Consider the following 21,259-nt stretch of genomic DNA (forward strand, 5'->3'; position numbering starts at 1 on the left):
GACAACGCCCGACCGGATGGAGTGGTAGCGCATGGCCACGATCCAGCAGACAGTTCATCCCGATGGGCGGGTCGAGTTGGCCGATCCCGCCGCGCTCGGGTCCAGTCCGTACGCGAACGCGGAGCTGGCGCCGACGCGGTTGCCGGAGCGCACCTGGACGACGTACAACTACGCCGCGCTCTGGATGGGGATGGCGCACAACATTCCCAGCTATCTGCTCGCGTCGGGCCTGGTCGCGCTCGGCATGAACTGGTTGCAGGCGTTCCTCACCATCACTCTCGGGAACCTGATCGTGCTCGTCCCGCTGCTGCTGAACAGTCATGCGGGCACGAAGTACGGCATCCCGTTCCCGGTCTTCGCGCGGGCGTTCTACGGCGTCCGCGGCGCGAACTTCCCGGCGCTGCTGCGGGCGTTCATCGCCTGCGGCTGGTTCGGCATCCAGACCTGGATCGGCGGGCAGGCGATCTTCGTGATCGTCGGCGAGCTGTTCGGGAAGGGCTGGAACGAGGCCTCCGCGATCGGCGGCCACCCGTGGACGATGTGGCTGAGTTTCTTGTTCTTCTGGGCGTTGCAGATGGTGCTGATCTTCCGCGGCATCGAGGGCCTGCGCCGGTTCGAGAACTGGGCGGCGCCGCTGGTGACGATCGCGTTCGTCGCGCTGATGGTGGCGATCCTGGTGAAGGCCGGCGGGCTCGGGCCGATCCTGTCGCAGCCGTCGAAGCTCGGCTGGGACGCCGACTTCTGGAAGATCTTCGCGCCGTCGCTGATGGGCATGATCGCGTTCTGGGCAACCTTGTCGCTGAACATGCCGGACTTCACCCGGTTCGGGAAGGGCCAGCGCGCACAGGTCTGGGGCCAGATCATCGGCCTGCCGACCACGATGTCGTTCATCGCGCTGGTCTCGATCATCACCACGTCCGGCACCGTGGTGCTCTACGGTTCGGCGATCTGGGACCCGGTCGAGCTCACCCGCCGGTTCGAGAACCCGGCGGTGGTCACGATCGGCCTGGTGATGGCGATCCTCGCGACGATGTCCTGCAACGTCGCCGCCAACGTGGTGAGTCCGTCGTACGACTTCGCGAACGCGCTGCCGCGCTGGCTGAACTTCCGCACCGCGGGCCTGCTGACCGGCGTGGTCGGCATCGTGATCCAGCCCTGGCGGCTGATCTCGGACCCGTCGATCTACATCTTCGTGTGGCTGTCGTTCTACGGTGGTCTGCTCGCGTCGGTGGCCGGCGTACTGATCGCGGGGTACTGGCTGATCGACCGGACGAACCTGCACCTCGCCGACCTCTACACCGCCGGCGGCCGCTACTGGTACTCGGGCGGCTGGAACTGGCGCGGTGTGGTCGCGACACTGTTCGGCTCGCTGCTCGCGGTAGGCGGCGCGTACTCGAACCCGGGCGCCGGCCCGTTCCCGGCGGACGGCCTGATCCCGTTCCTCAAGCCGCTGTACGACTATTCGTGGGCCGTCGGGCTCGTGGTCGGATTCCTGACGTACTTCGTTCTCACGCTGACCGCGCCGAACCGCCAGTCGACGGCCACGCACGCGGCTCCGACTTATTAGAGTTGGGCGGGTGGCTGACAGGTATGGGAACGACGTACTCAGCGGGGACTGGCGCAAGCCCAAGAACGGGCGGACCGTCGAGGTCGAGATCGAGAAGGGCATGGTCGTCGAGGAGCCCAGCTCCGGGTTCGTCGGCGCGATCGTGCGCTGGGAGCACGGCGTGGTCGACCTCGAGGACCGGCACGGCAAGATCCGTACGTACCCGCTCGGCCCCGGCTTCTGGCTGGACGGCAAACCGGTCAGCCTGAAGCCGCCGAAGAAGGCCGGCCCGGCGAAGAAGACGCGGACCGCTTCGGGATCGGTCGCGGTCGACAACGTCCGGGCGAAGGTCGCGCGAGCCAGCCGGATCTACGTCGAGGGCCGGCACGACGCGGAACTGGTCGAGAAGGTCTGGGGCGACGATCTGCGGATCGAGGGCGTCGTCGTCGAGTACCTCGAGGGCGTCGACGACCTGGTCGAGATCGTGAACCGGTTCCAGCCCGGGCCCGGCCGCCGGCTCGGCGTCCTCGTCGACCACCTGGTCGAGGGCTCGAAGGAGTCGAAGATCGCGGCCCAGGTGAACAACCGGTACGTGCTCGTGGTCGGGCATCCGTTCATCGACATCTGGGAAGCGGTCAAGCCGTCGGCGGTCGGGATCAAGGCGTGGCCCCGGGTACCGCACGGGCAGGACTGGAAGAAGGGCGTGCTGCAGGCGTTCGGCTGGCCGGCCACCGACCAGGCCGACGTGGCAGCGGCCTGGAAGCACATCCTGTCCAAGGTGAACAGCTTCGCGGACCTCGACCCGGCCCTGCTCGGCCGGGTCGAGGAGCTCATCGACTTCGCGACGCTCGACTGATCTCGGGCACCTGCCGCTCGAGCCATGCGCGGATCCGGCGGCGGGTGCGGCGTACGTACCAGGTGATCACGCCGAGGACCGCGCTGAGCGCGAGGACCGCTCCGGCCACCGCCGCGACCGGGAGCCGCGCCGCCTCCACCACGGCCGCGACGACGAGCAGTACGACACCGACGGCGGCTGTTGCCGCGGGCAACCATGGCTCGAAGATCGGCGGCCGGTGTGCCGGGGTCAGCTTGGCGCCGCGCACCATCCGCTCCCACAACGCCTGCCTGGCCGGCTCGGTGAACCAGCGGGCGGTCCGCAACAACCACGAACCCGGCTGATGCTTGCGGCCCGCGGCCGCCTGCACCCAACTGCCGACCTGCGGACCGAGGCCGCTCGACACGTCGACCATCCGGTCCGCGAGGCCCTTGGTGATCGCGCGCCCCTCGGGCGACGCGTTCAGCTCGTCCCGCATCGTCACCAGGGCGCTCATCCCGGCATCGACCGGGAAGTCCTTGGCCAGCCGTTCGATCCGCTCGGCGACGTCGTTCAGCTGCCAGCCCTCTGCCTGCAGGACCTGGCGTTGCGTCTCCCGGATCCAGTCCGCGTCCGCGCCGAGCATCGCGCCGAGATGCGCGACGCAGTGCAGGCGGCCCATCAGCCAGTCCCAGCGCCGCCAGTCGGCGGCACCGAACGCGCCGAAGTGCCCGACCTGGCTGCCGTACAGGATCCGGTCGTTGAGCAGATTGGCGATCGAACCTTCCTGCAATTCGTCGAGCACCGCGAGCGGGATGTCCGGGCCGAGCCGGAGGAACTGGAACGGCGCGCTGCGCTGCTCCGGCGTCCGCGCCGACGTACAACGCGAAACGATCTCTACCTCGAGCGCCGTGTCGACGAGCTCCCAGCCGACAACTGCGACCAGGGTTGCGAACGTGTCGCCGAGTGCGCGCTGGATCTGCAACTGCTCGAAGATGTCGTTCAGCCCGACAGCAACCGCCTCGGCGCCACCGGCCGGTCGCAGATCGAGATCGGCAGCCGCCAACTGTACGTCGAGCGCGTCGCGGACCGCCTGTACCTTCAGCAGGCAGTCGCTCGCCGCGGTCAGCCGCTTCTCCAGCTCGGCCCGCTCCGCACGCGGCGCCGCGCCGACCTGGGTCCGCAACGAACGCAGGATCAACCGGACGATCCGCTCGGCCGCGCCGATGCCCCACAGCCAGCTCGGATGGCCGTCGGCGTCGTCGCGCAGCGCCGCGGTCGAACCATCCGGATCGGGGACCCAGGGATGGTCGGTCTGCAGGATCTCGTCGATCTCGGACTCCGACAGCGCGGTCGCCGCATCCAGTACGGTCGACTGATCGTGGCTCGCGATCGTCACTGCCTCCCACACCCCACCGGCCGCACGACCGCGCGAGTACGTCGGCTGCAGCGCCTCGGCGGCGGTCTTCAACCGGGCCCGCTCATCCGGTTGCTTCAGGCAACGGTCGAAGAGCCGCTGGTTGTCCGACCAGGACGCATCCGCCTCCATCAGCAGGCGCTCGAGCTGCTCGACGTCGGACCGGAAGTCCACCTCGCGCGGGAACTGCACCGCGGACATCGCCGTCACCCGCCAGCTCGGCTCCTTGGCCGCGGGCAACGCGGTCGACGCGTGCCCGATCCCCGCGGACGGTACGACGTACAGCACGTACCGGCTCGCCTTGCCGGTGACGGGACGCCGGGCGACGACGTCGAGCACCGGACCGAACGGGGCGTTGTCGAGGACGCCGCCGTCGATCAGCCACGAGCCCGACTCGGCCGGCTGCGGGCGCATCCGCGGCGGTTGCGCGGCCAGCTCCGGTGTCTCCAGTACCGGGCCGAAAGCGGCTGGGAACGAGGCGGACGCCCGCGCCGCGCGCGCCAGCAGCTCGGTGTCCTTCAGCCCGTTCTTGTCCTCGGTGGTGAACTTGCGGCGCGTCCCGTCGTACGTCGGCGCGTCCTCGTTGGTGAACCCGTACAGGTATCGATGGTCCGGTACGACGAACGCCTGCCCCGCAGCGTCCTTCGCGTCGAACTGCTGCACTCCCAGACCGGACGCGGTCACGAACAGCGTCACCGGCTCCTCGGCGTCGTCGTCCCCCGCGTCGGCGACGCCCTTGAGCAGCTCCTCGACCTGGTGCAGGAAGTACTTGCCGTCGAGCACCGAGGTCGACTTCACGCCCGCGGACGGCACCAGCTTGCCGACGTCGAGCGAACCGAGCGCGACCCACTTCTGCCGCAGCCACGGACCGTCGACGCCGTCCGGATCGAGAGTGGAGCCGTTCGCGATCGCGGTCGCCAGCAGCGAGCCGTTCAGACCACCGGCGCTGGTCCCCGCGATGACGTCGACCACGACCCGCCGGCGTTCGGCGCCACGGCGGCACAGCTCACGCCAGCGATCCGCGAGCACCGCGTCGTACGACTGGGGTTTCGGCGCGTCGGGACCGCCGGACGCCCGCCGGATCAGATCCAGCTCGTGCGTCACTCCGCCCATCCAGACCGCCAGGCTGACACCGCCGTTCAGGACCAGCGCGATCCGGATCTCGTGGTCACTCATCCGTTCCCCCCTTCTCCCAGGAATACCACGGTTCCGTGGTGATCGCAGCGGAGAGTGAACAAGAGGTTGTCGCGATCTGCACGCAGGGTCATCCTTGTCGTGGGGGGGTGGTCGTCATGCGCTGGTCCGCGGTGACGGTTTCCGTACTCATCCTGCTCGCCATGGGGTGTTCCGACACGTCCGGGGACGGCGGTCCGGCGCCTTCCGGGGCGGACGAAGGGTCGACCTGCAACCCGATCAGCCGGCCGGCCGGAGACATTCCCGAGGGCGTGACGATCAAACTCGGAACGCCGACGTTCGTCATCACTCTGAACGACGCGATCCGCGTCCAATTCCAGTTCCCGAACGACCCGCCGTAGGACCCGCGGGTCACACCCCGCCGACTCGTGGCGATTGGCTGTCACCCGAGTTCGTGAGTCGTGGATTCTGGCTCCCCGTACCGGCGCGTCGGCGGCCGAAATCCACGACTCGGCTGACGGGTGGGGGGCAGGGCTGCTGCGGCTAGGAGGGTTAGGCGGTCGGCGGTGGGGGTGTTGGGCCGGGCGTGGTAGATGACCAGCATGGCGCCGTCGGTGCCGGTGACCGCCAGTTTTTCGCGGTCCAGTTGCAGGGGGCCTACCTCGGGGTGGTCCAGGGTGAGGTTGGCGCCGAGTCGTTCGCTGACGTCGTGGCGGGCCCAGAGCTTCCGGAACAACGGGCTTGCCAGCGAGAGTTCGCCGGCGAGGTCGATGAACCGCGGGTCGTCGATGTCCGTACCGACCGATCGGCGGAACGTGCCCAGCAGCGTCTGCGCGGCACGCTCCCAGTCGCTGAACAGCGCCTGCTCGGCCTGATCCAGGAAGACGTCCCGAAGCCGATTGTTGCCGCGGACAAGGCGTGGTGAGAGAGCGGTGGCGAGCCGGTTCGCGGCGAGTACGTCGAAGTACCGGCCCTCGACGAACGCCGGGAAGGGCAGCTCGTCGACCAAACGTGCAGTACTGGCAGGAAGGGTCTCCCGGCGTACTGTCCGCCGACGCGGCCGGCGTGGTTCACTCGCGGCAAGGCTGAACAAGTACGACGGATCGTCGATCTGCAGGACGCGGGCGATGGACTGCAGGACCTGTGCGGACGGGTTGCGGTCGCGCCCCTGCTCGAGACGCAGGTAGTACTCCGCGCTGATGCCCGACAGCATCGCGACCTCTTCACGACGAAGGCCCGGTACGCGCCGGGTGCCGAGCACCGGGATGCCCGCCTGCTCAGGCGTCACCAGCTCGCGCCGCGCCCGCAGGTACTCACCGAGGAGGTTGACGTCGTCACTCACCTCTCCACCGTAGGCCGCCGCGTCGCGATTCTGCCTGTCCCTGCCACTACCAGTGTCGACGGGGCACTGGTTGTGCCCGCGCCGCCGCCGCACGATCGGAAGTGGAAACCATCGTCCAAGGAGAACCACCCAATGTCTCAGCAACGCGTCCTCGTCACCGGCGGCTCCGGCTTCATCGCCGGGCATTCCATCCTGCAACTTCTCGACCAGGGCTACCTGGTCCGTACGACGGTCCGCTCGCTCGACCGCGAGGCCGCCGTCCGCAAAACCCTCACCGAGGCCGGCGCGACGAACCTCGAGAACCTGACCTTCAGCGCCGCCGACCTGACGCACGACGACGGATGGGCCGCGGCCGCCGACGGCTCCGACTTCGTCCTGCACGTCGCCTCGCCCGTGCATCCCGGCCACGTCGAGAACGAGGACGACCTGATCGTCCCGGCCCGCGAAGGAACTCTGCGGGTACTGCGTGCAGCCCGCGATGCCGGCGTACGACGAGTCGTACTGACGTCCGCTTTCCATGCCGTCGGATTCGGCCACCCGCACACCGACCACGTGTTCACCGAGGACGACTGGACCGTACTGGACGGTCCCGGAGTCGATGCCTACGGCAAGAGCAAGACGCTCGCCGAACGTGCCGCATGGGCATTCATGACCGACCAGGACTTCGAACTGACTACGCTCCTCCCGGTCGCCGTGATGGGTCCCGCACTCGGCGACCAGGTCTCCGGCTCGAACGGCATCCTGCGACAGATGTTGTCCGGCGCGATGGCCGGCTTCCCGAACCTGTACATCCCGATCGTCGACGTCCGCGACGTCGCCACCGCGCACGTCGCTGCGATGACCTCCCCGGGTGCCGCCGGCCAGCGGATCCTGGTTTCGTCCGCTGCGCCGGCCGTCGCGATGAGCCGGATCGGCAGCATCCTGCGATCGCAGCTCGGCGAGGCCGCGGCCAAGGTCCCGACCGAGACCGTCCCCGACGCGGTGCTCCGCAAGGCCGCGCGCTCCAACCCCGACCTGCGCTGGATCGCGGCCGACCTCGGCTTCGTCAAGCAGATCTCGACCGCGAAGGCGCACGACCTGCTCGGACTGACACCACGAACGCCTGAGCAGGCAGTCCTCGCGGGTGCCGAAAGCCTGATCGCCAAGAACCTCGTCTGACGATCAGTCCCTTGCCTGACGATCAGGCGCTGTCGCGGATGACGAGCTCGGTGTTGTAGATCTCGGCCGTGGTGTGTTCGCCGCCGGCGATCTTGGACAGCAGGATCTCGGCCAGCCGGGAGCCCAGTTGTTCGACCGGCTGGCGGACGGTGGTGAGCTTGGGGGTGGTCGTGGTGGCGAGGACGGAGTCGTCGAAGCCGACCACGGCCACGTCCGCCGGAACCCGCCGGCCACGCTGGGACAGGACGCGCAACGCGGCGGTCGCCATCAGGTCAGAGGCGACGAACAGACCGTCCAGGTCCGGGTGATCGTCGAGCAGTCGCAGCGTCGCCTGCTCACCACCGTCGGCGGTGAAGTCTCCGTACGCGATCATCGCCGGCAGCCCGGCCTCCTTCATCACTTCCTGGTAGCCGGTCAGCCGGTCGATGCCCGCAGTCATGTCGAGCGGGCCGGCGACGGTCGCGACCTTCTGCCGCCCGATGGTCAACAGGTGCTGGACGCCGGTCCGGGCGCCGGCGACGTTGTCGACGTCCACACTCGCCACCGGTACGTCGACGCCCAGCGGCCTGGCGCTGAACACGATCGGCAGTGGCAGTTGCGCGAGCTCCTGGAGGATGTTGTCGCGGCCGTGGTGGCTGATGATGATCGCGCCGTCCACGTGGCCGCCGCGCAGGTACCGCAGGAGGCGCTGGTCGTCGGCCTCGGCCGGCTCGATCAGCAGCACCAGCTGCGACGACGTCGGCGCAAGCATCCGGCTGACACCGCTCAGCATGCCTGCGAAGAAGGGATCCGAGAACACCCGGCTGTCCGGCTCCGGGACCACGATCGCGATCGAGTCGGTCCGTCGGGTGACCAGCGCGCGGGCCGCCCGGTTCGGCACGTAGCCGAGCTCACGGATCGCCAGCTCGACCGCGGCGACCGTGTCCGGAAGGACCTTCGGCGACCCGTTCACGACCCGCGAAACGGTCGCCCGCGACACCCCGGCGAGCGCCGCCACCTGCTCCAGCGTCGGAGAACCAGACCCGTCCATCGGCCCTCCTCAGTGCTCGATCGGCCCGCGTTCACACCGTAGTACCTCGACGGTCGATCGCGCGTCAGTCATTGGCCACTCGGAGGCGCGTGTTGGCAGAAATGTTCACTTCCCGACGCGGATGTTCGACGCCTTGTACGCCTCGGCGAGCGCCTGTTTCCAGGCCGCGTCCGGCGTCTGTTTGCCGTCGTCGACGCGGGTCAGCGCGGCGCTGAAGATCTGGTTGATCTCGCCGTCCCGCGGTCCCTTGTGCTGCTTGAGGATCACGCTCCGGGCGCGGTTCACGAAGATCTGCCCGACCGGCGCGTTGTTGAAGTACGCATTCACCTGCGACGTCACCTGCGGATCGTTGTACGCGTCCAGCGTGGACGGGAACGAGCCGATCTTCTTGAACACCTTGATCTGCTGTTCCGGCGCGGTCAGCCACGCGGCGAGCTTGGCCGCCTCCTCCGGATGCGGCGACTGGATCGGGACGGTCAGGTACGAGCCGCCCCAGTTGCCACCGCCGCCAGGGAACACGTCGGCAACGTCCCACTTGCCCTTGCCGTAGCTGCCCGCGTTGTCCTGGATCACACCGAGCAGCCAGCCCGGGCAGGCGATGGTCGCGAACTTGTCCGTCCGGAACGCGCTGTTCCAGGTGTCGCTCCAGGCGGTCAATCGCGCGGACAGACCGTCCTCGCTGCCGGCGACGACCTGGTCCCAGGTGCGCTTCAGCAGCGGGTTCTCGGCGCCGAGGAAGCGGTCCTGGTTCGAGTAGTACGCCTGGATCAGCTGGTTGCGCATCGCCTCCCAGGTCAGGACGGCGGAGTCGTACCACGCCGAGCCCGGGACCTTGGCCTTGAACTTGCGCCCGGCGGCGAAGTACGACGGCCAGTCCTGGAACAGCTTCGCGACCTCGGCGCGGTCGGTCGGCAGCCCGGCCTTCGCGAACAGGTCGCGGCGGTAGCAGATCCCCTCCGGCCCGATGTCGGTGCCGTACCCGATGATCCGGCCGTCCTGCGTGGTCGCGCCCGCGACCTTCCAGTCGATCCAGCGGTCCTTCAGGTCGTCGGCGCCGTACTTGCGCAGGTCGACGAACTTGTCCGCCTTCGCCAGGTACTTGTAGATCCAGCTGACTTCCATCGCCTCGATGTCGGCGAGCCCGGTGCCGCGCGCGAGGTTCGCGTCCAGGTTCTTCACGTGGTCGTCGACGGTCTTGGCGTGCTGCTCGACGATCGTGATGTTCGGGTGCTGGGCCTGGTACTCGGCGTACAGGTCGGAGTACCCGAACTCGTTGAAGGTGGCGATGGTCAGCCTGATCTTCGGCCCGTCGGCCTCGCTGCCGGCCGCGTCCGATGTACCGGCACCACTGGCACAGGCGGAGGCGAGCAGAACTGCGGCGCAGGCCAGCAAGCCTGCTACGGGACGATAGCGGGCGCTGGGCCGCATTTCGAAGCTCCCTGGAACTGGACGGGTTGAGAGCGCTCTCGGATCGCGAAAGTGAGCTGAGTCTCAGCCGTCCGAACCGGATATGTCAAGCGCCGTATCGTCACTCTGAGATACGGGCCTAGTCAAGTTCTGACATAGTGTCGTTCCTGGTCACGCACCGAATCGCCACCGTCACCGATGGCGGTTGCTTCTGGGGATTAGCTGTGAGTGACCGTCTCAGGGCAGTAAGTCGCGGATCACGGCGTCGGCCAGCAACCGCCCCCGGTCGGTCAGGACGAGGCGCTCGCCGGAGACCACCGCGAGACCGTCGGCGACGACCTGGTCGACCGCGGCACGTCCGGGGTCGTCGAGGACGGCCAGTGGCAGACCTGCGGACAGCCGGACCTCGAGCAGGACGCGCTCGATCCGGCGGGTCTCCTCGTCGAGAGTCTCGCGGGCGTACGCCGGACTCTCGGTCGCCGCGATCCGCTCGGCGTACGCGCTGGGGTGCTTCACGTTCCACCAGCGGACCCCGCCGACGTGGCTGTGCGCGCCCGGCCCGATCCCCCACCAGGTGTCGCCGCGCCAGTAGAGCTCGTTGTGCCGGCAGCGGGCCGCCGTACTGCGCGCCCAGTTGGACACCTCGTACCACCGCAGGCCCTCGGCGGAGAGCATCTCGTCGGCCAGCACGTACTTGTCCGCGAGATCGTCGTCGTCCGGCATCGGCAGCTCGCCGCGCCGGATCCGCCGGGCGAGCTGGGTCCCGTCCTCGACGATCAGCGCGTACGCGCTCACGTGGTCGGGCTGCGCGGACAGCGCGGACTCCAGCGACGTACGCCAATCGTCGAGCGACTCCCCGGGCGTGCCGTAGATAAGGTCCAGGTTCACGTGTTCGAAGCCGGCGGCGCTCGCTTCCTTCACTGCCTGCAGTGCACGGCCCGGGGTGTGCTGCCGGTCGAGGATCTTGAGCACGTGCGTGGACGCGCTCTGCATGCCGAAGCTCACGCGGGTGAACCCCGCCTCGAGCAGCGCCTCCAGGTACGCCGGATCGACCGACTCCGGATTCGCCTCGGTTGTCACCTCCGCGCCCGGCGCGAGCCCGAACTCGTCCCGGACCGCAGCGAGCATCTTCCCGAGATCGGCCGCCGGCAGCAGGGTCGGCGTACCGCCCCCGAAGAAGACAGTCTCGACCGGCCGTTCGAGATCCCGAAGCACCCGGCGCGCGAGCCGCACCTCGGCCACGGCGTTGTCGGCGTACGAAGCTTGCGAGCCACCGCCGCCCAGCTCCTTGGCGGTGTAGGTGTTGAAGTCGCAGTACCCGCAGCGCGACGCACAGAACGGCACATGCAGGTAGAACCCCAGCGGCCGCGCGGAAGCCTCCCGCACAGCAACGTCCGGCAACGCCCCATCCCGGGGCGCAACCTCCCCCTCAGGCAATGTCGACGGCACCCACCCATCCTACGGACCTGTTTCTGCACCGGATTTCGTCACCGGATCTCCGTCGTTTCGTGGTCACAGAAAGTCGGGAAGTGACTACATTCGGCTCATGGAGACCGAGGCCCAGCCTGTCGGACGCGCCACCCGGAACGCGGTCGTGGTGGCGATCATGCTCGGAATGCTGCTCGCGGCGCTCGATCAGACGATCGTGGCGACCGCGCTGCCGACCATCGTCAGCGACCTGGGCGGCGCCAATCACCTGTCCTGGGTGGTGACGTCGTACCTGCTCGCCGAGACGATCATGACCGCGCTGATCGGCAAGTTCGGCGACCTGTACGGGCGCAAGCCGATGTTCCTGCTCAGCGTCGTACTGTTCCTGGCCGGGTCCGCGCTCTGCGGGATGTCGCACTCGATGCTCTGGCTGGTCGGGTCGCGCGCGATCCAGGGGCTCGGCGCCGGCGGCCTGATGGTGACCGCGATGGCGGTGATCGCGGACGTCGTCCCGCTCAGCGAGCGCGGCCGGTACCAGGGCGTGATGGGTTCGGTGTTCGGCGTCTCCACGGTCGCCGGCCCGCTGCTCGGCGGGCTGTTCGTCGACCACCTGAGCTGGCGCTGGGCGTTCTACGTCAACATCCCGCTCGGCATCGTCGTCCTGGTCGTTGCCTCGATCACCCTTCCGTCGGTGAAGGCGCCGACCAGTCCGAAGATCGACTATCTGGGCATCCTGTTCATCGGCGCGGCCGCGACCGGGCTGACGCTGGTGACCACGTGGGGCGGCAACGAATACGCCTGGGGGTCGACCGTCATCATCGCGATGATCGCCGGCTCGGTGATCGCGCTCGGGTTGTTCATCCTGGCCGAACGACGAGCCGCCGAGCCATTACTACCGCTGCGCCTGTTCCGGTCGGGCGTGTTCACGGTCTGCTCGCTGCTGAGCTTCATCATCGGGTTCGCGATGCTCGGCGGCGTGACGTACCTGCCCACATACCTGCAGTTCGTGCACGGCGCTTCCGCGACCGAATCCGGGCTGCAGATGCTGCCGCTGGTCTGCGGGCTGCTCGTCGCGTCGGTCGCGGTCGGCCAGGTGATCAGCAAGACCGGGCGGTACCGGCTGTTCCCGATCGTCGGGACCGTACTGATCGGCATCGGGCTGTTCCTGCTCTCCCGCCTCGACAACCAAACGTCGTACTTGGAGACCGCAGGCTTCATGATCGTGCTAGGGCTCGGGGTCGGCGCCTGCATGCCGGTACCGACGGTCGTCGTCCAGAGCACCGTCGACTACTCGGACCTCGGCGTCGCGACCTCCGGCGTGAGCTTCCTGCGGACGATGGGCAGCTCGTTCGGCGTCGCGGTCTTCGGGTCGATCTACGCGCACCAACTGCCACAGAACCTCGGCGTCGCTGCGCAGACCGCGCAGGTCGATCCACGCATCGCGGCAACGGTCGACGGCGTCCGCTCATTGCCCGAGGCGGCGCGGTCGGTGATCACGGCCGCGTACGCCGACTCGCTGCACGTCGTGTTCTTGTGGGCGGTGCCGGTGGCCGGGCTGGGCTTCCTCACCGCGCTGCTGCTCAAGGAGGTTCCGCTCCGCGACACCGCCCGGATGGCGGCCGCCGAGGTCGGCGAGAACTTCGCGGCGCCGTCGTCGTTCGACTCCGAGCACGAACTGCAGAAGCTCGCGGCCCTCGTCGTACGGCACCACAAACGCAACCCCGCGCCCGAGGTCCTCGCCCAGTCCGGACTCCCACTGAGCCACGCCGAAGCCTGGCTGATCATGCGGGTGTTCCGCGGCGGCGCCGAGCGAGGTTCGGCGACGTTGGCCGAGATGACCGGCGACCTCCGGATGCCGCCCGGCGTACTGGAACCGCTCGCCACCAAGTTGGTTGCCGAAGGCTACTTGTCCGAGACCCTCGGCCACTACCGCTTCACCACCCTCGGCCTGGAGATGTTCCAGCGCTTCGTCGGCGCCTTCCGGATCTGGATGCTCGACCGCCTCACCGACTGGGATCCCGACAACTCCGAAGCCTTCTCCCACGCCGTCGACCGAATCGCCGAACAAATGATCGACCAAGGCCAATCCCTAACCACCGGCAAACACGCCGCCGCCCTCACCACCGCCTGACCTGACTGCGGATCAGGTCGCATCGCTCCAGGATTGGTAGTCGACCAGGCGGGGAGAGATCACAGCCAACGCCCGGGTCCGACACCACGAGCTTCGCGTCGGCGGTGAGCCCGAGATCGTGTACGCCGGGGCGGCCGTGGATCACGAGCCGGATCAGAGGTGGCAGGACACCGGGCTCCTGAGACTCGGGGATGGCGCTAGACAGCGTGTGGCTCGGCCCGGGACAGCTCTGCTGCTTGGTGGAGGGCTTCGATCATGCTGTCTATTGTGACTGTGCCGGTGCCGGCTATGTCGAAGGCTGTGCCGTGGTCGACTGAGGTGCGGATGACGGGGAGGCCGACTGTGATGTTGACGCCGGTCTCGATGCCCAGGACCTTGACCGGGCCGTGGCCTTGGTCGTGGTACATCGCGACGATCAGGTCGTAGTCCCCGCGGCCGGCCAGGAAGAACGCGGTGTCGGCTGGCAGTGGGCCGCGCGCGTCGATCCCGTCCGCGCGCACCACGGCGATCGCGGGCTCGATCTTCTCGGCCTCCTCGCCGTACCCGAACAGGCCGTTCTCACCGGCGTGCGGGTTGATCGCGCAGACGCCGATCTTCGGCTCTGTGATGCCGGCGCTCAGCATCGCGGCGTGCCCGCGGCGGATCGTCCGCTCGACCAGGCCGGGCTCGATGGTCGCGACCGCGTCGATCAGGCCGATGTGGGTGGTCACGTGGATCACCTTCACCTTGGGCGTCGACAGCATCATCGACACCTCGGCGGTACCGGTGAGGTCGGCGAGCAGCTCGGTGTGGCCAGGGTACAGATGGCCGCCGGCGTGCAGCGCCTCCTTGTTCAACGGGGCCGTACAGATCGCCGACACCTGACCGCTCTGGGCGAGCTCGGCCGCGACCCGGATGTAGTGGTACGCCGCGTCACCCGCGACCGCGCTCACCGCGCCCCACGGCAGGTCCGCGGGCAGCAGACCGAGGTCGATGACGTTCACCCGGCCGGGCGTGAACTGCGCGTCCTCGACCCGCTCGACCGGGACGATGTCGGCGGTGACGCCGAGAATCGCGGCGGCCTGCCGGAGCCGCTGTGCGTCGCCGATCACGATCGGGCGGCACAGCGTAGCGACGTCGGGCGCGATCAGTGCGCCGACGCAGACTTCCGGACCGACACCGGCGCCGTCGCCCATGGTGACGGCGATCCGGGGCAGTTCCTGAGGGGCTGAGGTTGTCACGATGTGGTGGCCTTCCGGACGGAGTACGGGCGGAGTACGGCGTGGATGGCGGCGAACGACGAGCGGTCGCCGAAGCTCCCTGGACGGGTGACCACTGGCCGGCCGTCGCGGGTGTGGGACAGGACCGCGCCGTGGTGGATCTCGTCGACGACCGTGAGGTGATCGATGCCGAGAGCCTCCAGAACGGTACGGGCGGTGTGGCCGCCGGTCAGCACGAGCGCCGGCCGGACGTTGCTCTTGGCAAGAATCTGGTGGGCGGCGGCAGCGAGCGCGTTGGCGACGAGGGTGGGGTCGTGCGGGATGGCCGGGGCCTGGAGCGCGACGGTGCCGCGGTCGGCCAGCACCTGCGCGAGACGTGCACCTTCCACAGCAGAAGTATCCGCCGGGCTGATGGTCGCCGTCTCCACGTCCGTCAGCTCTCGCAGGGCCTGCAGCTGATGTTGGGCGACGGGTTCCGCGGTGCCGACGACGTACAGAACGCCCGTCGCTTCGAGCGGCGTGTGCGTACTGGCTTGTTGGGTGGTGAGGCGGCGGGCGAGGGCTGCTGCGAGGCCGCCGGCGCCGACGTAGCGGATGTTGGGCACCTGCCAGGTCGCCTCGACCAGGCGGTCGAGGTCCCCGTCGGTGGAGGCGTCCGCGACCGCGATCCCGGGTCTGAGCTCGCCGCCGGCCGGTGGGATCGGGTACGTCGGGAGCTCGGCGAGCACGTCGAGCACGTTGAGGGGAGCGCGATCGCGCAGCAGCAGCCGGCCGTTCACGACGCAGCGCCCCGCGGCCGGTAGCGCGGGAGTGAGGACGACCGGGTGTTCGGTTGGGTCGAGGGCACGCAGGTGGGCGGTGTAGTTGCCGCGGAGCATCGAGTCGAGCTTGGTGAACAGCGGCACGCCGGTCGTCGCGAGAGCGGTCCGCGTACGACGCTCGGCCTCGTCCGCGGACAGGTGCCGGGTGTCGAGATCGATCACGGTCAGGCCGCCGCCGGGCGTTCCGGAGTGCAGTTGCAGTACGGTCCCGTCCGGGCTGACATGGCGGAACAGTGCGGCGGTCTCAGCGGCGCCGGTCAGGTCGTCGGCATGGATGACCAGTGCTGTCATCGGGAGGACTCGCGGGGCACGACCACCAGGTCCCGGCCGGCATCCCGGAACTCGGCGACCACGTCGGCGGGCGCCTCGTCGTCGGTGACGATCGTGAACGGGCCGTCGAGCCGTGCCCAGGAGCGGAACGGACGCAGGTTCAGCTTGGCGGCGTGGACGAGCACGTACACCGTGCTCGCGCGGCGGGCCATCAGCTCCTTCAGCCGGGTCTGCTCGAGCTCGGCCTCGCAGAGCCCGCCGTCGCTCGTCACGCCGTCGGCACCGAGGAACGCGGCGTCGAAGCTCATCCGGTCCAGCGCGGCCTCGGTGAGCGGGCCGACGAACGCGTCGCTCATCGCGCGCAACCGGCCGCCGAGGCAGTGCGTGGTGATGTCGTCGCGGCCCTGCACGTGACCGAGCACGGGGATGCTCGCGGTGGTGACCGTGAGGCTCGCGTCGGTGCGCAGCTCGCGCGCCACCAGCGCCACGGTGGTGCCGGCGTCGAGCAGGACCGAACTGCCCGGCTCGACCTGCGCGGCCGCCCAGCGGGCGATCGCGCGCTTCGCGCCGTGCGCCTCGGTGTCGCGCTGCGAGAGCGACAGCTCGGTCCAGCTCGGGACGGCGATCGCGCCACCGTACGTCCGGGCCAGCCGGCCGCTCTCGCTGAGCCGCGCGAGGTCGCGCCGGATCGTCGAGGCGGTCACACCGAACCACTCGGCCAGCTGCTCGACGCTGGCCAGCCCGCTCTCGGTCGCCAGCCGGAGGATCTCCTCCCGCCGGTCCCGCGAACGCAGCGGCGGTTTGCCGTCGACCCACACCTTGGCCATCGTGACTCCTCTCCTCCGGTCGACCCCAGCCTAGCAAAGACTTGCGCGAAAGACGCTGCTAGAGTTGCGCGAAGAGCGCGACTTTCCCTCGCCTCTCTCCGCTGATCCGAGGAGCTGACGTGACCACTCCGAGTGTCCGGGCCGACGGCGCCGTCCGGCCGAGCGCTGCCGACCCCGATCTGTCCGAAGCCCTGATTCCTACCCCGTGCACCGAGAATCACGCCTCGTTCCTGGCCTGGCTGCCGGACGGATCGCTGGGCTGCGCGTGGTTCGGCGGCTCCACGGAGGGCCGTCCGGACATCTACATCTACTTCTCCCGGCTGCCGGCAGGTGCCGACACCTGGACGCCGCCGGTGCGCGTTTCGCGCGACGACGCCCGTTCGGAGCAGAACCCGGTGCTCGCCGCGCTCCCGAACGGCGACCTCTGGGCGCTGTACACCTCGCAGGAGTACGGCTCGCAGGACACCGCGGTCGTGGTGCAGCAGCGTTCGACCGACCTCGGGGCGACCTGGAGCGAGCCGGAGGCCCTGTTCGACACGGTCGGCACCTTCATCCGGCAGGGCGTCGTGCAACTCGGTGACAAGCACTGGCTGCTGCCCTTGTTCCACTGCCACCAGTTGCCCGGACGGCAGTGGCACGGCGATGCGGACACCAGCGCGGTCGCGATCACCGAGAACGGCGGGGCGTCCTGGACCGAGGTCGAGGTGCCGGGCAGCACCGGCGCCGTGCACATGTGCATCGTTGCCTTGGACAACGGCGAGCTGGCCGGGTTCTTCCGGAGCCGGTGGGCGGACGCGGTGTATCGCTCGACGTCCACCGACGAGGGCCGGACGTGGACGGTTCCCGCCGCTCTCGACGTACCGAACAACAACTCCTCGATCCAGGTCGCGAACGCCGGCGACGGCGTCCTGCTGATGGTGGCGAACCCGGTGGCCGCGCCCGCGGAGGCGGCGCTCGGCGACGCGTCGCTGGAGCGCTCGGACAAGGACAAGGTCGTTGCGCCGGGCGAAGCCGCGCCGCTGGAGCGGCACGCGGTCTGGGGGCAGCCGCGGTTGCCGTTGAGCCTGTTGAGCTCGCGCGACAACGGCCTGACCTGGACGCGGGTGCTCGACCTGGAGGACGAGAGCACGCTCGGCCCGGAGAAGGACCTGCCCCGCAAGCGCAGCGGCGCCGAGATGTCGTACCCGACGGTCGTCGTCGGCGCGGCCGGGGACGCCCACATCTCGTACTCCTACTACCGGGACGCGATCAAGTACGTGCGCGTGCTGCGGGCGCGGTTCGCATGAGCGGCGCACTGCCGCCGATCGTCCTCGGGACGATGACGTTCGGCGACACCGTCGACGAGCGGGTCGCGGCCGAGATGATCGACACGTCGCTCGAGCTGGGCGTGACCGCGATCGACACCGCGAACGGGTACGCGGGTGGTGCGAGCGAGACGCTGCTCGGTGACCTGCTGAAGACCCGTCGCGATCAAGTCCTTCTTGCGACCAAGGCCGGCATCCCACATCCGGATGCCGGCGGCGCGGCACCGTTGTCGAGGGACGGCGTACGCCGGTGTCTCGAGGCGAGCCTGCGCCGGTTGCAGACGTCGAGCGTCGACCTGTTCTACCTGCACCAGCCGGATCGGTCGACGCCGCTGGAGGAGACCGTCGGCGTGGTCGGCGAGTTGCTTGCCGAGGGCAAGATTGCCGCGTGGGGCGTGTCGAACTACGCGGCCTGGCAGATCGTCGAGCTGCGCCGGATCGCCGACAGTGCGGGGATCGCGCGGCCGGTCGTCGCTCAGCAGCTGTACAACCTGCTGGCGCGACGGATCGAGGAGGAGTACGTCGAGTCCGCCCTCGTTTGCCGAGCTGGCGACCGTGGTCTACAACCCCTTGGGCGGTGGGCTGTTGACCGGACGGCACACGTTCGAGGAGCGGCCGGAGCACGGCCGGTTCGGGGACTCGCGGGTGGCGGCGATGTACACCGATCGCTACTGGAACGCGGACCTCTTCGCGGCGGTCGGCGAGCTCGGCAAGCTCGCGGAGTCCGAGGGCATCACGCTCGCCGAGCTGTCGCTGCGCTGGGTCGCGGGACGTCCCGGCGTCGATTCGGTACTGATCGGCGGATCGCGGACCGAGCACCTGCGCAGCAACATCGCGGCCCTCCGCGCCGGCCCGCTGCCGACCGCCGTACTCGACGCCTGCGATGCCATCGGCGCCCGCCTGCGCGGGCCGATGCCGCCCTACAACCGCTGAAGGAGAAGGCATGAACGCGAAGAACTTCGCCGACCGGCTGCGTGCCCGTGAGCAGCTGATCGGGTACTGGGTCGTCCTGGACGCACCGATCGCGACAGAACGGATCGCCCGGATCGGGTACGACTATGTCGCCCTCGACGGTCAGCACGGCCTACTCGGGTACCAGGGCCTGCTGAGCGGTCTGATGGCCGTCGACGCCGGCGCTTCGCTGGGCACCGGCGCGGTCGGGATGGTTCGCGTCGAGGCCAACGACCCGACGCCGATCGGCCGCGCGCTGGACGCGGGGGCTGCCGGTGTCATCGTTCCGCTCGTGGACACCGCCGAGGATGCGGCCCGCGCTGTCGCCGCGGCGCGGTACCCGGGCGCCGGCACGCGTTCGTACGGGCCGATGCGCTCCGGTCTGCGGATCGGGCCGGTTCCCGGCGAGGCGGATGCGGCCACCGTCGTACTGGCCATGATCGAGACGCCGCAGGGCCTGGCGAACGTTGCCGAGATCTGTGCGACGCCAGGCCTCGACGGGATCTACGTCGGCCCGTCCGACCTGTGCCTCGCTGTCGGCGGTCGCTACCCGAACGATCCGGACGTCGCGGAAGAGTTCGGCAACGCGCTGGAGCTCATCGCCAAGACCGCGGCCGCGGCGGGGGTCGCTGCCGGCATCCACACCCCGGACGGCAACACCGCGAACCTGCGTCTGTCCCAGGGCTACACGTTCGCCACCGTCGCCTCCGACCTCACGCATCTCGAGGCGATCGCGACAACCCATCTGCAGGCTGCCCGTTCCTCCTGACAGGCAGCTGCCCGTTCCTCCGGACATGTCTTGGTGCAGGGGCAGTAGCTACCAGTGCCGCGTATGCTCGCCGCCATGCTGAGTGATGGGGTGCGCAAAGTACTGGCAGGTGGAGTCGAGCACTGGGTGCGGGTCGCGGGCGCCGTGAACGATGATGTGCCGTTGGTCCTGTTGCACGGTGGGCCCGGCGAGAGCTCGTACGGTGTGGAGCGATCGGTCGGGGACGCGCTGGCGAAGGTGGCGCCGGTTGTGTTCTACGACCAGCGCGGCTGCGGGCGTACGGCCTCGGCCGACCCGTCGACGTACACGATGGAGCAGCTGGTCGCGGACCTCGAGGACCTGCGGACGACGTTGGGGGCCGAGCGGATCGTCCCGTGGGGCGTGTCGTTCGGGTGCCTGCTGGCCGCCGAGTACGCCGTTGCCCATAGCAACCATGTCGACAAGTTGATCCTGCATGCGCCGCCGATCGCCGACCCCCTGCATCCGGGGATCTGGACGATGCGGCCGGGCGCCGTCGACCCGCTGCTCACCCCCACCGAGCGGACGGCGCTGCGGGCCCAGCTCGACGAGTTGACCGCGCCGCTGGAACGTACGGTCGCGGCGCTCGGCGCGATCGCGCAGAGCGAGAACGCGGCGCAGTTCTTCTACCACGACGCCGCGAACATCCCCGCCGACGACGAGAACGCGCCGGAGCCGAACATGGAGGTCGCGATGGCGCTGGTCGGCAACGAGCGCGCCGACCTCGTCGACGACCTGGCCGGGCTCGACCTGCCCACGCTGGTCCTCGCCGGGCTGTGGGACCGCCAGGTCGGCTTCGACATCCCGCGCGACCTCGCTGCGCGTCTGCCCCGGGCGACCCTGGAGATCTTCCAGCACTCCGCCCACTCCATCGACGAGGAAGAGCCCACTGCCTACGTCGCAGCGATCCAGAAGTTCCTGGCCCGGTGAGCCTCTTCGGAGCCGCGGAGTACCCGGGGCGCGGTCTGGCGATCGGTCGGGACGCGGACGGTGTCCCGTTCTTCGCGTACTGGCTGACCGGCCGCTCCCCCGCATCGCAGGCCCGCGAACTCGTCGTCCACGACCGCGAGCTCATCGTCCGCGACACCTCCGGCGGCCCGCCCGACGACCTGCGCCACTACACCGCAGCCATCCGCCGGGACGACTGGGTCATCGTCGGCAACGGCACCCAGGTCAGCGAACTGGCCGCAGCCCGCGGCCAACAGCCGGATCTGCAAGTCGCTCTACGGCAGCTCACCTACGAGCCCGACCCGCCGATCCGCACGCCGCGTATCACCGCGGGAGCCACGATCACCGGCACCGAACTCGCCAACGTCGTCGTCGGATCCGCCCGCGCGTACGACGGTACGCCGGAGCTCACCGAACACCCGTCGCTCTTCGCCGCCCGGATCGCTCCGGGCACCGCCCTCACCACGACGACGTACTCCGGCGCGGCGGACCCCGTAACCACCAACGGCCACCCGGAAACGATCGCCGTCCCGTGCACGTGGTCCGACGTCACCGCCGGCCTCTGGCAGTCCCTACGACCGGCTCTCCGAATAGCCGCAATCACGGTCCGCCTCGATACCCCCGCCTTCACCGACGTGGTGCAGCAGGCAGGCTCCGCCGGCGAGTGAACCTCTGCGCGCGTACCATCACTGCCTTCCATCGAACGATGGCGTACGCGCACAAACAGTAGCTCCAGAACGACCAA

Annotated in this window: 18 protein-coding genes and 1 pseudogene; 11 read left to right on the forward strand and 8 right to left on the reverse strand. The window is 69.3% G+C overall.

Annotation, left to right across the window (positions count from 1 at the left end):
* Nucleotides 1–31 precede the first annotated feature (31 nt).
* Both ACGFI6_RS01215 and ACGFI6_RS01220 read left to right on the forward strand, forming a co-directional pair.
* Nucleotides 32–1,567 carry an NCS1 family nucleobase:cation symporter-1 gene (locus tag ACGFI6_RS01215; RefSeq protein ID WP_393114229.1) on the forward strand — a complete coding sequence of 512 codons (1,536 nt, stop codon included), beginning with the start codon at nucleotides 32–34 and terminating at the stop codon, nucleotides 1,565–1,567.
* Nucleotides 1,568–1,577: 10 nt separating this feature from the next.
* On the forward strand, nucleotides 1,578–2,402 hold the full coding sequence (locus tag ACGFI6_RS01220) for a DUF3097 domain-containing protein (protein WP_393114231.1): 825 nt from the start codon (nucleotides 1,578–1,580) through the stop codon (nucleotides 2,400–2,402).
* Here ACGFI6_RS01220 and ACGFI6_RS01225 read toward each other — a convergent pair.
* Nucleotides 2,377–4,953 (reverse strand): DUF3376 domain-containing protein, encoded by a 2,577-nt coding sequence (locus ACGFI6_RS01225; protein WP_393114233.1) that lies wholly within the window; start codon nucleotides 4,951–4,953, stop codon nucleotides 2,377–2,379. The two genes, ACGFI6_RS01220 and ACGFI6_RS01225, sit on opposite strands and share 26 nt — an antisense overlap.
* A 116-nt stretch (nucleotides 4,954–5,069) precedes the next feature.
* Between ACGFI6_RS01225 and ACGFI6_RS01230 the strand changes: the two genes are divergently transcribed.
* Nucleotides 5,070–5,312, forward strand: a complete 243-nt coding sequence (locus ACGFI6_RS01230; protein ID WP_393114235.1) for a hypothetical protein — start codon at nucleotides 5,070–5,072, stop codon at nucleotides 5,310–5,312.
* A 41-nt stretch (nucleotides 5,313–5,353) separates the two neighbouring features.
* On the opposite strand, the gene ACGFI6_RS01235 is transcribed toward ACGFI6_RS01230, so the two are convergent.
* Nucleotides 5,354–6,253: a helix-turn-helix domain-containing protein gene (locus ACGFI6_RS01235; protein WP_393114237.1), complete on the reverse strand. Its 900-nt coding sequence runs from the start codon at nucleotides 6,251–6,253 to the stop codon at nucleotides 5,354–5,356.
* Nucleotides 6,254–6,385: 132 nt separating this feature from the next.
* Here ACGFI6_RS01235 and ACGFI6_RS01240 point away from each other — a divergent pair, with 132 nt between their 5' ends.
* Nucleotides 6,386–7,411: an SDR family oxidoreductase gene (locus ACGFI6_RS01240; protein WP_393114240.1), complete on the forward strand. Its 1,026-nt coding sequence runs from the start codon at nucleotides 6,386–6,388 to the stop codon at nucleotides 7,409–7,411.
* Between the two features lie 22 nt (nucleotides 7,412–7,433).
* Here the strand turns inward: ACGFI6_RS01240 and ACGFI6_RS01245 are convergent, their stop codons facing one another.
* The 3 genes from ACGFI6_RS01245 to hemW form a co-directional block, all read right to left on the reverse strand.
* A complete protein-coding gene (locus ACGFI6_RS01245) occupies nucleotides 7,434–8,441 on the reverse strand; it encodes a LacI family DNA-binding transcriptional regulator (protein WP_393114243.1) in 1,008 nt (335 codons plus the stop codon).
* Nucleotides 8,442–8,546: 105 nt separating this feature from the next.
* Nucleotides 8,547–9,869, reverse strand: coding sequence for an extracellular solute-binding protein (locus ACGFI6_RS01250; protein WP_393114245.1), 1,323 nt, complete (start codon nucleotides 9,867–9,869; stop codon nucleotides 8,547–8,549).
* Between the two features lie 216 nt (nucleotides 9,870–10,085).
* Nucleotides 10,086–11,297, reverse strand: a complete 1,212-nt coding sequence (gene hemW / locus ACGFI6_RS01255; protein WP_393114247.1) for a radical SAM family heme chaperone HemW — start codon at nucleotides 11,295–11,297, stop codon at nucleotides 10,086–10,088.
* A gap of 97 nt (nucleotides 11,298–11,394) precedes the next feature.
* Here hemW and ACGFI6_RS01260 point away from each other — a divergent pair, with 97 nt between their 5' ends.
* Nucleotides 11,395–13,407 (forward strand): DHA2 family efflux MFS transporter permease subunit, encoded by a 2,013-nt coding sequence (locus tag ACGFI6_RS01260; RefSeq protein WP_393114249.1) that lies wholly within the window; start codon nucleotides 11,395–11,397, stop codon nucleotides 13,405–13,407.
* Between the two features lie 197 nt (nucleotides 13,408–13,604).
* Here ACGFI6_RS01260 and pdxA read toward each other — a convergent pair whose 3' ends face one another.
* The 3 genes from pdxA to ACGFI6_RS01275 are packed head-to-tail and all read right to left on the reverse strand — an operon-like array spanning nucleotide 13,605 to nucleotide 16,524.
* A complete protein-coding gene (pdxA, locus tag ACGFI6_RS01265) occupies nucleotides 13,605–14,627 on the reverse strand; it encodes a 4-hydroxythreonine-4-phosphate dehydrogenase PdxA (RefSeq protein WP_393114251.1) in 1,023 nt (340 codons plus the stop codon).
* Entirely contained in the window at nucleotides 14,624–15,718 is a 1,095-nt protein-coding gene (locus tag ACGFI6_RS01270; RefSeq protein WP_393114254.1) for a four-carbon acid sugar kinase family protein, read from the reverse strand. The genes pdxA and ACGFI6_RS01270 overlap by 4 nt, the downstream gene beginning before the upstream one ends.
* Complete coding sequence (locus ACGFI6_RS01275; protein ID WP_393114256.1) at nucleotides 15,715–16,524, reverse strand: DeoR/GlpR family DNA-binding transcription regulator; 810 nt, start codon at nucleotides 16,522–16,524, stop codon at nucleotides 15,715–15,717. Before ACGFI6_RS01275 ends, ACGFI6_RS01270 begins: the two co-directional genes overlap by 4 nt.
* Nucleotides 16,525–16,643: 119 nt before the next feature.
* On the opposite strand from ACGFI6_RS01275, the gene ACGFI6_RS01280 reads away from it, so the two are divergent.
* From ACGFI6_RS01280 to ACGFI6_RS01305, 6 genes and pseudogenes are all read left to right on the forward strand, one after another.
* Nucleotides 16,644–17,810 (forward strand): exo-alpha-sialidase, encoded by a 1,167-nt coding sequence (locus ACGFI6_RS01280; RefSeq protein WP_393114258.1) that lies wholly within the window; start codon nucleotides 16,644–16,646, stop codon nucleotides 17,808–17,810.
* Between the two features lie 74 nt (nucleotides 17,811–17,884).
* Nucleotides 17,885–18,295, forward strand: a pseudogene (locus ACGFI6_RS01285) (aldo/keto reductase); the annotation flags it as partial.
* A gap of 118 nt (nucleotides 18,296–18,413) precedes the next feature.
* On the forward strand, nucleotides 18,414–18,761 hold the full coding sequence (locus tag ACGFI6_RS01290; protein ID WP_393114261.1) for an aldo/keto reductase: 348 nt from the start codon (nucleotides 18,414–18,416) through the stop codon (nucleotides 18,759–18,761).
* 10 nt (nucleotides 18,762–18,771) lie between these two features.
* On the forward strand, nucleotides 18,772–19,548 hold the full coding sequence (locus ACGFI6_RS01295; RefSeq protein WP_393114263.1) for an HpcH/HpaI aldolase/citrate lyase family protein: 777 nt from the start codon (nucleotides 18,772–18,774) through the stop codon (nucleotides 19,546–19,548).
* A gap of 75 nt (nucleotides 19,549–19,623) precedes the next feature.
* Nucleotides 19,624–20,496: an alpha/beta fold hydrolase gene (locus tag ACGFI6_RS01300; protein WP_393114265.1), complete on the forward strand. Its 873-nt coding sequence runs from the start codon at nucleotides 19,624–19,626 to the stop codon at nucleotides 20,494–20,496.
* Nucleotides 20,493–21,182: an IMP cyclohydrolase gene (locus ACGFI6_RS01305; RefSeq protein WP_393114267.1), complete on the forward strand. Its 690-nt coding sequence runs from the start codon at nucleotides 20,493–20,495 to the stop codon at nucleotides 21,180–21,182. Before ACGFI6_RS01300 ends, ACGFI6_RS01305 begins: the two co-directional genes overlap by 4 nt.
* Nucleotides 21,183–21,259 lie beyond the last annotated feature (77 nt).

This window comes from Kribbella sp. NPDC048928 (assembly GCF_043197975.1).
GTDB lineage: Bacteria > Actinomycetota > Actinomycetes > Propionibacteriales > Kribbellaceae > Kribbella.